The following is a 14,752-nucleotide window of genomic DNA, read 5'->3' as shown; positions in this document are numbered from 1 at the left end:
AATGCCGTTATCCTTCCAGTGAACGCAATGAGGTTGTGGAAGTCGCGAAAGTGTTAAGCTTTTAAAACGGTGTATCAATGATGAAGCATGTAACGCACAGGAAACGGTAAGGGGGGCACAGGGCTTTAAAGTGGAATGTGTAAACCTTACTTAACGCTGTGCATGATATCGCCTTCGGGCACGAAATGACGCCGGTACTTTGCGATGGCCAAAGCTACCGCACGGTCCGAACCTTCGGCCCTATAAGAATAAGTACTTTCGTTCGTAAGCCTTAATTACAATGCAGTCGACAATGGATATTCATCCACTGGATCGTCGCCTTTGTCAGGTGTCGACCCTGTTAGGTATTGATCACTCAAGGTGACCTGTCAAATGTCACTAGTCAAAAATATAGCCTTCTGTCCAATAAGTTATTAAGGTTGTCCAGCTAATTGTTTTAAAAATGTTTTATGGCAATTGGCATGATCCTGCGGCCGACGGGTTCGCGGCCAACGTGATGACCTGCGCAAGGCGCCTGGTGGCGGATTCAATGTCTTCGGCACTGAAACCGCCCAAGCCCAGAATCAATCCCGAACGGCCATTGCCACCGGCATACATCGGCGACACGGCACGTACCGATACCTGAGCTTCGGAAGCTTTGGCGGCGACCCACTGATCGTCGATAACTTCCGCCAGCCAAAGCACCAGATGCATACCCTGATCGCTCGGTTCCAGCCATGCAAGTTCGCGAGGAATCAGCCTGGCAACCGCCTCGATGATTTGCCTGTGGATGTCTGCGTATACGCCGCGAATTCGCCGGATGTGCCGATCCAGATGTCCTTCTGCGATGAATGCTGCGAGTACGTGCTGATCGGCGTTGGCGGGATGCCGATCCATCAGGACCCGCGCACCGCAGAAGGCTTGCACCAGATAAGGCGGAACGATTGCGTAGCCGAGTCGTAACGAGGGGAACAGTATTTTGCTGAACGTCCCCAGGTAGATAACCCGGTCGGGGTCCAGCCCCTGCAAGGATGGAAAAGGGTGGCCGGCGTAACGCAGTTCACTGTCGTAATCGTCCTCGACGATCCAGGCATCGGACGCCCGGGCCCATGCCAGCAAGGCATCGCGCCTGGCCATGCTCATTGGCATGCCGAGTGGATATTGATGTGACGAGGTCACGAAGGCTGCTCGTGCCTGGGGGCATTGCGCTATGCCGTTTTCAACATTCAGCCCCTCGGCATCAACTGGGACGCGGATCATTTGATTTGTATGGCCTGCGCTTTCCAGAATTCCTGTGATACCCCGGTAGGCCGGATCCTCCACCCACGCAAAATCCCCCACATCGAGCAGCACCTGACAGGCGAGATACAGGCCCTGTTGCGTGCCGGATGTAATGATGACCTGGCTCGCTTCACAGCGCACAGAGCGTGACTTGCGCACGTAATCCGCTACCGCTTCCCGTAACTCAAGCGCACCTTGTGGATCGCCGTATCCCGAGGGCGCTCCAGCCCCTCGCGCCCTGATGCGATTGCCAAGGCGACGCCAGATATCGTCAGGCGCCGCTTTGCCAATCGGCACCGAGACCGAGAACGGAATCTGCGCAGCCGCTCTAAATTGCTGGGCCACCTGAGCGAACCGTTCGATTCGGGAAGAGGGCGTCCACGACCTGGCTTCGGTGGGCCGACCTTGCTCCTGCCGGGTGGTTGGCGACGCATCTGCCAAAGAGCGGGCCACCCGCGTACCTGCTCTGCCTTGGGATTCCAGGAAGCCCTCGGCGATCAACTGCTCAAAGGCCTCGATAACGGTGCCTCGGGCAATCGTCAGCGATTTGCCGAGAATGCGCGTCGATGGCAGCAGCTCACCAGGCTTGAGGTCGCCCCTGCGGATCGCGGACCTAAGCGCTTGAGCAAGTTGTCGTCCCAATTGACCGGCGGTTCGATCCAGCGTGCCCAGCGATGGAATTTCAACAACGTTGGCTTTACGTGCCATCAATTCTGGCTCAGTGATTATGTTGGATATTGGCTCTATACCATGGGCCAGTTCATCCACACAATTCACACGAAGGCCACCTCACCACTGGCGCGCTGTCCCCACCCTTGAACGATTGAAGGAGTTGATATGTACGTACCTGCCCATTTTGATGAGCTTCGCGCCGAAGCCCTTCATGAACTGATCGTGCAGCACCCGCTGGGCATTTTGTTTACCAACGGTGAAAGCGGACTGGATGCCAACCACATTCCTTTCGAGTTGAAGGCTGCGCAGGGGCAGTTCGGTGTTCTCCAGGCGCACGTCGCGCGCGCCAATCCGGTCTGGCAAGACGTTAAAAATGGCGACGAAGTTTTGGTGGTTTTTCGCGGTGCCGAGGCTTACATCTCGCCCACCTGGTATCCGAGCAAGCACGAAACCCATAAGCAGGTTCCGACCTGGAACTACAAGGTGGTGCACGCCCATGGGAGGATCACCCTTCACGATGATGAGCGCTATGTCCGTGGGTTGGTGGCGCTCCTGACCCGAACCCATGAGTCGTCCCAGCCCGAGCCGTGGAAAATGACGGACGCCCCGAAGGACTACATCGCCTCGATGCTTAAAGCGATCGTTGGGGTAGAGATCGAGATCACTCGCCTGGTCGGTAAATTCAAGCTGGGCCAGAACAAGGAAGCGAGAGACATCCGTGGTGCAGGTCAGGCACTTAAAGACAGCGGGAAAATCGTATTGGGAGAGGCAATGCTCGCGGGTGTCGATGCCGAATCCTGAGGCACCTCGTGCACAGGCTGGTCTGCGGCGCTCGCACTCATAGCGACGCCCTGACCACCAATGGACAATCAACCGGCTGGGCTCCCTCTACCTCAAGGGCTTCGATCAGATGCCGGGCAGCCTGGCGACCGATCTCGTAGTACGGCAGTTGCACCGTGGTCAGCGGCGGGATGAACAGTTCGGCGATACCGATCATGTTGTCGTAGCCGAGCACGGCGACATCGCCGGGAATTTTCAGGCCTCGGCTCAACAACAGCTGATAGGCACAAAACGCAATCCGGTCGTTGCCGCAGATCAGAATGTCGAATTGTGGGCGACCCTCAACAATGTGCCGGTCGAGGATGGCTGCGGTTTCACCGTAGGCGTCATGCTCGGAAAGGTCGTATTGCAGAAGCGCGTCAGGCGCCAGCCCGAATGCCTGACAGGCGCGCAAGAGGCCTTCTTGTCGCAGCCCCCAGGCCAGGCTCTGTTTTGGCAGATTGATGCACAGCGGGCGCCGATAGCCTTGGCTCAACGCGTGATGCACGGCGCGATACTGCCCCGTTTCGTCGTCCGGTACGTAACTGACCAGGCGACTGTCATCGGCCAGGCAATTGGCGAGTACCAGCGGTTTGCTCTTCAAGCGCTCGGGAATGCTGACGTGGCGAAAGCCCATGGCGCTGAAAATCAGCCCGTCGGGGCGGTGCGACAACATCAGGTCGATGTTCTGGTCAGTGGGCGGGTTGCTCAACAGGTTAAGGATGAAGACATTCCAGCCGGCCTGTTGCGCGGTCTGTTCGATGGACAGCAGCAGCTCCACCGCGAACGGTGTGGTCGCGGTGTCCAGCGCGAACACACCGATGGTGCGCGACTGGAGGTTGTCGCCGCGCATCTTGCGCGCCGACAGGCTCGGTACGAATTGCAGTTCATCAATGGCGCGACGCACCCGCTGAAGGGTTTCGGGGCTCAGTTTTTCCGGGTTGTTGAGCGCTCGAGAAACCGTCATCAAGGACACGCCGGCCAGCTGTGCAACGTCTTTCACTGAAGTCATGCGAGGCGAGCCCGGTCAGGTTGACGCAGAATCATGACACAGGGCCCGGGTTTCTCGCGACTCGAATGACAGCGCTCATACCCAACCTGAAGCGAGAGGCCACGCCTTCGGAATCGATGCACGCCCACCACTGCCGTGGTTAAACAACTTCACGCCCAGACTGTCGGGCCGCGGATAGAGGCGACTGCTGAGGCTGAAGCGGCCGTTTTCGTCGAACACCTCGATGGACGAGCGATCGAGAAACACGCGCAGCTCCAGTCGCTCTTGTGTCGGGTCTATCGACACGCTGCGCTGGCCGCTGACTTGCGCACCCGAGCGGCTGCGGTCCAGCACCAGGCGCTGTAATGCCGCATCGTAATAGAGCAGGGTTTCTTCAAGGCCATCGTCGCTGCAGCGCAAGGCGATGCCCAGGTGGCCGTCGGTGCAGCCGCGCAAATCCAGATGCACATGGATTTCCAGCAGGTCGCCATTCACTTCCGGCACCCAACAGGTTCCCGACTCATCCCGCCAAGGCGTACTCGGCAATGGCGCCTCGCGCAGCGCGGTGAACTCCCGTGCCGGATACACGCAAAGGCGATCGTCATGCAGTTCAAGTTCGCGCGGCAAACCGAGCATGCCGCACCAGTGATGGGCCTGGCTCGGCATCGGGCTTTCCCACATGTCGAGCCACGCCCACACCAGGCGCCGACCATCGGCGGCCACCAGCGTTTGCGCGGCATAGAAATCGTGGCCGTTATCCAGCTCGATAAAAGGCCCGCCGGTGAAGTGCCATTGGCTGTCGAGTTGGCCCACTCGATAACCGGTCTGGTACTTGTTGAGCCGTTCGTAACCGTGGGGTTGCATGCCCTGAGGGGAGTACAGCAGCACGTCGCGCCCGTTCAGGCGAAACAGATCCGGGCACTCCCACATGTAGCCATCGCCCTCGCTGCCGCTGGCAACATAATCGAGGAACTCCCAGGTGTGCAGATCGGTGGAACGATACAGCGGCAGCAGCGGTTGATCGCCCAGACGTGCGCCGGCAATCAGGTACCAATAGTCGTCCGCTTGCCAGACCTTGGGGTCACGAAAATGCATGATCGAGTCTTGCGGCGCGGTGTCGATGACAGCGCCATGCTTGACGAAGCGAATGCCGTCGACACTGGTGGCCAGGCACTGGACTTGACGGATCGAGCTTTCATCACCCACGTCCTTCAGCCAGGTGTGCCCGGTGTAGATCAGCGCCAGGGTGTCTCCACACACTACCGCGCTACCGGAAAAACAACCGTCGCGGTCGAAGTCATCGCCGGGCGCCAGGGCAATGGGCAGATGCTGCCAATGGACCAGGTCGGCGCTCTTGGCATGCCCCCAATACATCGGGCCCCACTTGGCGTCAAAGGGGTGGTGTTGATAGAAAACGTGATACTCGCCACGGAAGTACACCACCCCGTTAGGGTCGTTCATCCAGCCTGTCGGGGGGGCAATGTGATAACCGGGGCGGTAATCGTGGATGACCCGAGACAGGCCGTCACTCAGCGCCTGTTGCGCAAGGTCAAGGGAGTCAGGCATTGGATCGCTCATGGTATTCAAAGACAAAGTCATAGGGCGCCTGCTCGTGCCGGGCGCAGAGGGACGGTTTCAATGGCATGTGGGTGACGCTTCAAGGCTGTGCCGTCAGCGTCGAACAGGTGCAGGTTGTCGATGTCCAGCTGCAGCTCGACCCGATCGCCCACCTGCCATCCGGCGTGGACCTCACAACGACTGATCAGTGGCTCGTCCTGACCTGTCTCGAGGTGCACATAAGTTTCACTGCCCAGGTATTCGACCGCGGTCACCACGATGCCGGCGGCTCCTTCCGCTGACTTGAGCGACACGTGTTCCGGGCGAATGCCCAGGCTCAGCAGCGTGCCCGCCGCCAGGTTCGAGCTGTCGAAGGGCAGGGACGTCATTCCCAACACGGGGCTGTCGACCAGGCTGGTTTCGCCCGGCGCCTGCAAGCGCGCCAGCAGAAAGTTCATTCTGGGTGAACCGAGAAAGCCGGCGACAAAGCGACTGGCCGGGCGCTCATAGAGTTCGCGCGGTGAGCCGACCTGTTCGACGCGACCGCCATTGAGCACGACAATTTTGTCGGCCAGGGTCATCGCTTCAACCTGATCGTGGGTGACGTAGATCATGGTCGAGCCCAGCCGGGCATGCAGCCGGGCGATTTCGTTGCGCATCTGCACCCGCAAGGACGCATCGAGGTTGGAGAGCGGCTCATCGAACAGCAGAATGTCCGGTTCCCGCGCCATGGCTCTGCCCATGGCTACACGCTGACGCTGCCCACCGGACAATTCCTTTGGCTTGCGTTGCAGCAGCTTGTCCAATTGCAGGATTTGCGCGGTTTTCAGCACGCGTTCGCGCAGGCTGGTCTTTTCAGTCTTGGCCAGCTTCAGACCAAAACTGATGTTGTCGTAGACGCTCATGTGCGGGTACAGCGCATAAGACTGAAATACCATGCCGACGCCACGCTCGCGCGGCTCCAGGTCGTTGACCCGACGCCCGTCGATCAGCAGGTCGCCGGCGCAGATCGAATCCAGTCCGGCGATCAGGCGCAGCAGGGTCGACTTTCCGCAGCCCGAAGGGCCGACGAATACCACGAACTCACCCGCCGCGATCTCCAGGTTGACGTCGCGCAGAATCCGCGCGCCGCCCAATTGTTTGTTCACGTTATCCAGTTTCAACTTGATCACGATGCTGTTCCTTGTAGTTGTCGGGCATCAACCCTTTAACGCGCCGGTAGTGAGGCCGGAAACGATTCGGCGCTGGAAGATCAGCACCAGAATCACCAGTGGGACGGTGACCAGCACCGATGCCGCCATCAACAAACCCCAAGGCAACTCATGGGGGCTGCCGCCGGAAATCAGGGCGATGGCCACTGGCACCGTGCGTTGGGTGTCGGTGAGAGTGAAAGTCAGGGCAAACAGGAACTCGTTCCACGCCGCGATGAAAGCCAGCAAGCCAGTGGTGACCAGTGCGGGCCAGAGCAGCGGCAACAGCACCCGGGTCAGCGTGACCCAGGGCGAGGCGCCATCCATGATTGCCGCTTCTTCCAGCTCATGGGGCAGTTGACCCATGAACGTGGTCAGCACCCAGACGGTGAAGGGCAGGGTGAAAATCGTGTAGCTGAGAATCAACGCCCAGGACGTGTTGTACAGGCCCAAGGCACGGATCACCTCGAACAGCCCCGATAGCACCGCGACCTGGGGAAACATCGACACCCCAAGGACCATCATCAACACCGTGCCACGCCCACGGAATTTCACCCGGCCCAAGGCATAAGCGGCGGTCAGGCTGAGGAACAGCGCCAGCGTCACTACGCTAAGCGCGACCACCAGTGAATTACCGATAGCCCGCAGGAATGAGGCTTGGTTAAGCACCGCCGCGTAATTGGAGAAGTCGGGTTTTTTGATCCAGTAACTCACCTCGAACAAGGCGCTGGACGGCTTCAGCGACGTGACGATGGCGTAGTAGAAAGGGAACACCGCATACAGCAGCAACACCCCGATCAGGCACCAGAAACCGAAGCGCAACAGTGCTTTTTTCAGTAGGCGAGGGCTCATGACCGGACCTCCAGTTGACGGCGTCCGAGGTAGAGATAAAGCATGGCGATCACTGCAACCACCAGAAACAGCAGGGTCGAGGCGGCGCTGCCGTAACCGACGTCCTGGAACTCCACCAGGTGTTGGCGGGCGTAGACCGACATGCTCATGGTGCTCGATGAGTTCGAGGTCAGCACATAAATCACGTCGAACACCCGCAGGGAGTCGAGGATGCGGAAGATCGCCGCCACCAGCAACGCGGGCATCAGCAGTGGCAGTGTGACCCGCCAGAACACCTTCAGTGGATGAATGCCATCAACCCTGGCGGCTTCGTAGCAGTCACTCGGCAACATCTGCAAGGCGGCGAGCATCAGCAGGGTGACAAACGGCACGGTCTTCCAGACATCAACGATAATCACCGCCCACATCGACAGATCGGCATCTGCGGTCCAGGCCAGAGGCGCGGTAATCAGGCCGAGGCTGAGCATCAGGTGATTGATGATGCCGAACTGGTCATTGAGCATCCATGACCAGATCTTCGCCGAGACAATGGTCGGAATCGCCCACGGAATCAGAATCAACGCTCGCACCAGGGAACGGCCGGCGAACTGGATGTTCAGCAGCAACGCCACCAGCAGCCCCAGCACGACTTCCAGCCCCACCGACACCACGGTGAAATGCAAGGTGTTGCGCACTGCATTCCACCATTGCGGATCGACCAGGATGCCCGACCAGCTGGAACCGTTGTGGAACAGATAATTGCTCAGGCCAACGAAGGTGCCGCCAGCGGTGTCCGCCAGGTTGGCGTCGGTCAGGCTGAACCAGAATGTCCGCAGCAACGGCCAGGCCGCCACCAGGGCCAGACACAGCAACATCGGCGTCAGAAATAGCCAGGCAGCGCGCACTCGGCGACGCTGTACCGGCGTTTCCCTGGTGAGCAGGAGCTCGTCACAGGGAGCATGGGCAGTAGAGACAGACATGGTGATTTTCTTCCTTGTGGCTTACCAGTTCCGGTGTTTGATGCGCGTGAGTTCGCCTTCCAGTTCGGTCAGCGCCTGATCGACCGGCAACTCGCCGGCCAGCACGCCATGCACTTGATCGAAGAACGCATTGGAAACCCGCGGATAACGAGCAGCGGTGATTGAAGCGGGGCGCATGACGCCATCGTTGAGAATGCTGTGCAGCTGACTGTAATAAGGCATGGCCGCGAGCAACTCGGGATCCTGGTAGAGCGACTCGATCACCGGGTTATAGGCGCCAATCAACGCACGATGTTTTTGCTGTTGAGCGCTGGTCAGGTAGCTCACCAGTTCGGCGGCAAGCTTCGGGTTGGCGCTGTAACGCGATACCGCCAAACCCCACCCGCCGAGGGTGGAGGCATGGGTGCCGGTGCTGCCGCCGCGGGGCAGGGGAGCGACCCCGACCTTGTCTTTTACCGCACTGTCCTGGCTTTGCACCAGGGCCCAGACATAAGGCCAATTACGCATGAACAACGCATTGCCCGACTGGAATACGCCGCGTCCTTCTTCCTCGGTGTAATTGAGCACGCCACGCGGGGAGATGTCGCCTACCCAGCTTTTGGCCAGGGTCAACGCCGCTCTTGAGGCCTGGCTGTTGACCACGATGTCGCCTCGTGGATTGACCAGCCCGCCGTCCGGTTGGCTGCTGATCCATTCCAGCGCATTACACGTCAGGCCTTCGTAGGCACGCCCTTGAAAGATGTACCCCCAGGCGTTGGCGTTGCCGGCATTGCGCTCGGCCTGTTGTACATCCTTGGCGGTAGCGGTCATTTCCTCCCAAGTCTGGGGGACTTGCTTGTTGTATTTCTCGAGCAAGTCCTTGCGGTAATACAGCAGGCCCGAGTCGGTGAACCACGGCATCGTCACCAGCCGTCCGTTCACCGTGGCGTTGTCCACCTGTGCCTGGAAGTAGCCTTGGGTTGCATCGGCGGGCAGCACCTCGCGCAGATCCAGCAGATGTTTGGCCAGCATCCCCGGCCACACCATGTCGATCTGAATGATGTCGATGTCGCTGGACTGCGCACTGAGGATCTGTTGATAGAACGACAACCGCTCGGTTGCCGAGTTAGGCGTGGACACCACCTCGACGTGATTGCCGGTCTGTTGAGACCACGCCTCGACGGCCTCTTTGCACAGTTGTAATTCCGCGCCCACCGCACCGCAGGAAATCGTCAGATTGGCTGCGCTGGAGAGGGATGGAAGCCCGGCGCAAAGGGCAAGCAGTGCTGCTGGAAAGAGTGATTTGAGCTGTTTCATAAAGCCCTCTTTATTTTTGTTTTTAGAAAAGTTAACGTTAACATCGCCAAATGTAGCAGCGTATTTGCGATGAGGCATCCTTTTTTTCGTGGATTTTGACAATTAACAATTCACAAAAAAAAGGCCGGTCGCAGGACAAAAAATAAAAACAAAACAGGAAATCCCCCATGCAGAAAGCATCAAGCTGGCTACTCGCAGGCGTACTCGGCACCTCGGCGGCCACTGCTCAGGCCGCGACTCTGGAAGAACGCATGGCCGCGTTTGAAGCCCGCGCCAGCGCTGCGGAAAAACGTGCAGCCGCCGCCGAACAACAAACCCAGGCGCTCGCCAGGGAATTGCAGCAGCTCAAACAGTCCACTCCCGCCTTGCAGCCTGTTGCGTCCACTGCGACCGCCACTGCGGCGCCCAGTTTGGATACGCGGTTGGCAAAACTCGAAGCCCGTCAGCAAAGCCTGGAGAAGGAGGGCAGTACCGGACACCTCACCGACGGGTTCAGCTTCAAGGGCTACGCCCGCTCCGGATTGCTGATCAACGATGGCCTGGGGGGCGGGCGGGGCGGTCCTTATACAACGCCTGCCGGTTCAGTCGGTGGTGCAGTCGGGCGACTGGGTAATGAAGACGATACTTACATGCGTATAGACCTGTCGAAAGAAGCCTATGCGCAGAACGGCACCCATTCCAAATTCACGGTTTCCATCGCCGATGGAGTGGAAAGCTCCAATGACTGGACGGCCGCCGAAAGTAACCTGAATGTGCGCCAGGTATTTACGGAACTCGATCATCTCGCCGCATTCAAGGGCAATTCGACGTTCGAGAACGCCACCCTGTGGGCAGGCAAGCGATTCGACAGGGACAACTTCGATATCCATTGGCTGGACTCGGACGTCGTCTTTCTGGCCGGCACCGGGGGTGGTATCTACGACGTGCAGATGAACAAGAACTGGCGCTCGAATTACTCGTTGATCGGGCGTAACTACGGGGATTTCAGTGAGGGCGGTGTCAATGCCGATGTGGAAAGCTACATCCTCACCTCCAACCAGTTCTTCGATAATGGTCAGTGGCAGTGGATGTTCAATGGCATTGGCTCAAAGAAAAACGACTTTAGCACTCGCACCAATGAAGCGGGCCTGAAGCCTGCGGACTCCGGCTTGCACAGCATGATCGCAAATCATCAGAAAAACTTTTTCGGCAGGGAAGGCTTCTTCAAGACGGCGCTGCTCTACGGGCAAGGGCTGGGGGCCGAGGTCAAGAACATCGGCTCGGACGGCGAACTGATCGACGACGCCCGTGCGCTGCGCCTGGCGCTGTACGGCGAGACACCGATTGCACCCCACTGGCGCATCGGTCCAAGTCTGCTGGCCGAACAAAGCAAGGATCGCTACGTCAAGGGTGACGACTACCGCTGGATGACCCTGAACATGCGGTTGGCCAATGAAATCAACAGCAATTTCGAGATGGCCTACGAAATGAGCTGGCAAACCATGAACCTCGACCCCAAGGGTTACCTGCAACGTAATGCGGTGGACGGCAACTTCTGGAAATTCACCATCGCCCCGACCTTCAAACCCGACGTTGGAGACCTGCTCACACGCCCCGAGTTGCGAGTGTTCGCCAGCTTCATGAACTGGTCTTCGGACCTGGACCGATACAGCTCCACAGACAACTTTGGCAAGACCGACTTCAACGCCGGCGGTGTGTGGCAATACGGGATACAGATGGAGACCTGGTTTTAATAGCCGGGGCTTGCTTCCACATTTATTCGATGCCGTTCACCAATACTGTGATCGATGCAAGTCCATTGTGCTGTCCGGTGGCCAACGCTCATTAAGCGGGGCCGCCGGATGAACTCGTGGTCAGCCCCTGCCAGGCATGTCGATGCCATGTTGATGCACCCGTCGATACAGCGTTGCCCGGGAGATGCCCAAAGCCTTGGCCGCTGGTGTGGGTTTCCAGCGATGACGCACGAGGGCATCGATGAGTGCCTCGCGTTCAGGACTGACGCAGCGTTCCATGGTGTCAGCTGAAGCCGAATCATTGAGTCGACGGCCGGGCAGATGCTCAGGCAAGTCACTCAACAGAATCAATTGGGACTCGCACACGGCGCAGGCGTAACGCAACACGTGCCGCAGTTCGCGCACATTACCCGGCCAGCGATAGCCGAGCAGGCATTCCAGTGCGGTGCTTCCCAGTTGCATCGCTGTCGCGCAGGCCGATGATTCTTCCTCGAGTATCCGGTTGATCAATGCCAGTCGATCACTGCGTTCGCGCAACGGCGGCAATTGGAATCGCGCACCACTGAGGCGGAAGTACAGGTCCTCGCGAAACTCGCCAGAGGCGACCAGGGCCTCCAGATCGCGGTGGCTCGCGCAGACCACCTGAATGTCTATCGCCTTGCTTCTTGACGCTCCCAGGGGCGCCACTTCGCCCTCGGCTAAAACCCGCAGTAGCCGGGTTTGCAGGGTCAGGGGCATATCACCGATTTCATCGAGAAACAGGGTGCCGCCATCGGCCTGTTCCAGCAGGCCTTGCATACCTTTATTCGAAGCCCCGGTGAAGGCGCCGGCTGCATAACCAAACAGCTCGCTTTCGATCAGGTTTTCGGGAATCGCTGCGCAGTTCACCGCAATAAAAGGTCGATCACGGCGCAGACTGGCCTGGTGCAGCTGGCGGGCGAAGACTTCCTTGCCGGAACCGGTTTCGCCGTGGATCAGCACCGGCAGATTACGGTCTTTGACCCGAACCGCAAGGCGCAAACTTTCTTCCAGTCGCGGGTCGAGTTCGGCGGGTGACAGTACCCGCCGAGCCGGGCTGCGTTTCACTTGCCGTGGCGCGCTGAGTCGCCCATGCAAGACATGGCGGCCACCCCGGCAGTGAAACAGGCAGAGTGATTCGTCTTTGGCGCGATGCAATAACTGCTGATCGAACACTTGGCCGATGTGGTCCGGCAGGTGACCAAAACTTTGCGACAGCCACTGCCGCGCCGCGGGGTTGAGTGCCTGCAGTTGGCCGTCGTCGTCCCAGGCGAGCAGGTAGTCGGGCTGGCTGTCGACGTAGCCCGGGCTGTTGTGGGCCCGCAGCACCCAGTAACCCTGGGCACTGTTCATGAAAAACGCCTGTTCTATTTCCCGTGCGCTCTGCACCACCATTTGCCGGATCAGATGCTGCGAACGACGGTCGTCCGGCGAACGCACCGCAGACACATCGAGCACCCCGAGCAGTTCCCCCCGAGGGTCAAAGACCGGAGCGGCGGAGCAGGTGAGTCCGATAAAAGCCGCGCGGAAGTGATCCCGCTTGTGCACCGTAACCGGTGTTCGTGCGGTCAGCACCGCGGCCACCCCGCAGGTGCCTTCCTCACCTTCTGACCAGCAGGTGCCCAGGTACAGGCCTGCTTTGCGGCAATCATTACGGATGGAGGTTTCCACGCGATAGTCGATGGTCTGGCCCTGGGCATCGGTGAGCAACACGCAGTAGTCGGCATCGCGCACACGACCATGGAGTCGGGCGACTTCTTCGCTGGCGATGCGCAGGAACAGTTCGGAGCGTTCTCGACACTCTTGCAGCACGTTCTGGGACAGGATCCGCGGCCCTTGTAATGAGCCAGGGTCCAAGTGGTGTTGCTCCATGGAACGGCGCCAGGAATCCAGGATCAAGTCCGGCACGGGCAGTTGCGGCAGGTGCGCTGCGTTCTTCAAAACACGGCTGACGCAATCCACATGCGCCTTCGAGTGTGCGGAAAGCATTAGGGCCTCCGGTTCGATCTTCTTTTAGTTGTGCGGGCTATTAAGCGCCGTTCACGGACGGTCGACAAGCATCGGTTCACCCCACTGCGAAGCTGAGACGCGACGTCTCAAGGTCTGGCCGCTAACCCGTGCAGGCTGACATGGGACGTCTCAATCGAGCGGGATCCCATCACTTGGAAATGTAGTCAAAACCGCTCTGGAACGGGCTTTATGGCGATCTTTTGCGATTCTGGCACCGGCCTTGCTCTAACCCTGGCAACCAGCACGACTGGCAACCCGATAATAACAAGAGGTGCCCTATGTCCTCCTGCCGAGGCTTTTACTCTGCCGTACCCGTGGTGGCGACATGAGTCGCTTGCCCCTGACCGTCGGCATCATTGCCAATCCGGCGTCCGGCCGGGACGTAAGGCGCCTGACGGCGAATGCCGGGCTGTTTTCCAGCACCGACAAGGTCTCGGTGATCCAACGGCTGCTGGCGGCTTTTGGCGCCACCGGTGTCGAGCGCGTGCTGATGCCCACCGACATGACCGGCATCGCGGCGGCGGTGAAGAAGAACAGTCATGGCCGCCAGGCGCGTGACAGCCACTGGCCAACTCTGGAATTCCTGGAACTGACCTTGCGCCAGAGCGTGGCGGACACTCGCCAGGCCGCGCGCTGGATGGCTGAACGCGGCGTGTCGCTGATTGCCGTGCTCGGCGGTGACGGCACCCACAAAGCGGTGGCTGCCGAAGTCGGCGACATTCCGCTGCTGACCCTGTCGACGGGGACCAACAATGCCTTCCCGGAACTGCGTGAGGCCACCAGCGCCGGGCTGGCCGGCGGGCTATTCGCCAGCGGCCGGATCCCACCCGAAATTGCCTTGCGTCGCAATAAACGCCTGCTGGTGCGGATTCCGCGCCGCGACCTGTGCGAAGTGGCGCTGGTAGACGTGGCAGTGTCCCCGCTGCCCTTCATCGGCGCCCGTGCAATCAGCCGTGGGATCGATCTGGCGGAGGTGTTCGTCACCTTCGCGGAACCTCAGTCCATTGGCATATCGGCCCTCTGCGGCTTGTGGTTTCCGGTCTCGCGCCAAGCCCCCAACGGTGCCTGGATGCGCCTTGATCCGCAATCGTCCGAAGCCTTGCTGGTGCCCCTGGCGCCCGGCCTGTTGCAAGGCTGCGGCGTACTCGCGGCCGCCAGCCTTGAACCCGGTGTTGCCCATCGCCTGTGCCTGAGCAGCGGCACCCTGGCCCTGGATGGCGAACGGGAAATCGAATTCAACGCCGATGACTTGCCCACCGTGACCCTCGATGCCGGCGGCCCGTTGAGCATCGATGTCAATGCGGCGCTGGCCTATGCCGCGCAAGAGCGGCTGCTGGCCATCGGTCGTGAACACCCGCAACACCCTTTGAACCTTGCACTTTGAAACTTGAGCCT

At 59.6% G+C, this 14,752-nt stretch carries 11 protein-coding genes; 3 read left to right on the top strand and 8 right to left on the bottom strand.

All coding sequences use genetic code 11. The features are described from left to right. Positions 1 to 447 precede the first annotated feature (447 nt). Positions 448 to 1,968: a MocR-like pyridoxine biosynthesis transcription factor PdxR gene (gene pdxR / locus ACEN8R_RS11270; protein ID WP_495624881.1), complete on the bottom strand. Its 1,521-nt coding sequence runs from the start codon at positions 1,966 to 1,968 to the stop codon at positions 448 to 450. A 129-nt stretch (positions 1,969 to 2,097) separates the two neighbouring features. Here pdxR and ACEN8R_RS11265 point away from each other — a divergent pair, with 129 nt between their 5' ends. Continuing rightward, positions 2,098 to 2,733, top strand: a complete 636-nt coding sequence (locus tag ACEN8R_RS11265) for an FMN-binding negative transcriptional regulator (protein WP_495624880.1) — start codon at positions 2,098 to 2,100, stop codon at positions 2,731 to 2,733. 37 nt (positions 2,734 to 2,770) lie between these two features. Here the strand turns inward: ACEN8R_RS11265 and ACEN8R_RS11260 are convergent, their stop codons facing one another. The 6 genes from ACEN8R_RS11260 to ACEN8R_RS11235 all read right to left on the bottom strand — a co-directional run bounded on the left by ACEN8R_RS11260 (position 2,771) and on the right by ACEN8R_RS11235 (position 9,596). Next, positions 2,771 to 3,763: a LacI family DNA-binding transcriptional regulator gene (locus tag ACEN8R_RS11260; RefSeq protein WP_019651691.1), complete on the bottom strand. Its 993-nt coding sequence runs from the start codon at positions 3,761 to 3,763 to the stop codon at positions 2,771 to 2,773. Positions 3,764 to 3,838: 75 nt separating this feature from the next. Next, positions 3,839 to 5,341, bottom strand: coding sequence for a glycoside hydrolase family 32 protein (locus ACEN8R_RS11255; RefSeq protein ID WP_495624879.1), 1,503 nt, complete (start codon positions 5,339 to 5,341; stop codon positions 3,839 to 3,841). Then, positions 5,338 to 6,471, bottom strand: a complete 1,134-nt coding sequence (locus ACEN8R_RS11250; protein ID WP_495624878.1) for an ABC transporter ATP-binding protein — start codon at positions 6,469 to 6,471, stop codon at positions 5,338 to 5,340. Before ACEN8R_RS11250 ends, ACEN8R_RS11255 begins: the two co-directional genes overlap by 4 nt. A gap of 27 nt (positions 6,472 to 6,498) precedes the next feature. Beyond that, positions 6,499 to 7,341, bottom strand: coding sequence for a carbohydrate ABC transporter permease (locus tag ACEN8R_RS11245; RefSeq protein ID WP_018928908.1), 843 nt, complete (start codon positions 7,339 to 7,341; stop codon positions 6,499 to 6,501). Then, positions 7,338 to 8,300 carry a carbohydrate ABC transporter permease gene (locus ACEN8R_RS11240; protein WP_086945640.1) on the bottom strand — a complete coding sequence of 321 codons (963 nt, stop codon included), beginning with the start codon at positions 8,298 to 8,300 and terminating at the stop codon, positions 7,338 to 7,340. Before ACEN8R_RS11240 ends, ACEN8R_RS11245 begins: the two co-directional genes overlap by 4 nt. A 21-nt stretch (positions 8,301 to 8,321) precedes the next feature. After that, positions 8,322 to 9,596, bottom strand: a complete 1,275-nt coding sequence (locus tag ACEN8R_RS11235; RefSeq protein WP_495624877.1) for an ABC transporter substrate-binding protein — start codon at positions 9,594 to 9,596, stop codon at positions 8,322 to 8,324. A gap of 167 nt (positions 9,597 to 9,763) precedes the next feature. On the opposite strand from ACEN8R_RS11235, the gene ACEN8R_RS11230 reads away from it, so the two are divergent. Next, the gene (locus ACEN8R_RS11230; protein ID WP_349745801.1) at positions 9,764 to 11,329 is read left to right on the top strand and encodes a carbohydrate porin; all 1,566 of its coding nucleotides are present in this window, start codon (positions 9,764 to 9,766) and stop codon (positions 11,327 to 11,329) included. A gap of 120 nt (positions 11,330 to 11,449) precedes the next feature. Here the strand turns inward: ACEN8R_RS11230 and ACEN8R_RS11225 are convergent, their stop codons facing one another. Then, complete coding sequence (locus ACEN8R_RS11225) at positions 11,450 to 13,336, bottom strand: sigma-54-dependent Fis family transcriptional regulator (RefSeq protein WP_495624876.1); 1,887 nt, start codon at positions 13,334 to 13,336, stop codon at positions 11,450 to 11,452. A 346-nt stretch (positions 13,337 to 13,682) separates the two neighbouring features. On the opposite strand from ACEN8R_RS11225, the gene ACEN8R_RS11220 reads away from it, so the two are divergent. Continuing rightward, on the top strand, positions 13,683 to 14,741 hold the full coding sequence (locus ACEN8R_RS11220) for an ATP-NAD kinase family protein (protein ID WP_204125421.1): 1,059 nt from the start codon (positions 13,683 to 13,685) through the stop codon (positions 14,739 to 14,741). The last annotated feature ends 11 nt before the right edge of the window (positions 14,742 to 14,752 follow it).

The sequence above is a fragment of the Pseudomonas sp. Pseusp15 genome, from assembly GCF_059492165.1.
The sequence above is the reverse complement of the archived record's forward strand: the minus strand, read 5'-3'. Positions and strand labels throughout refer to the sequence as shown.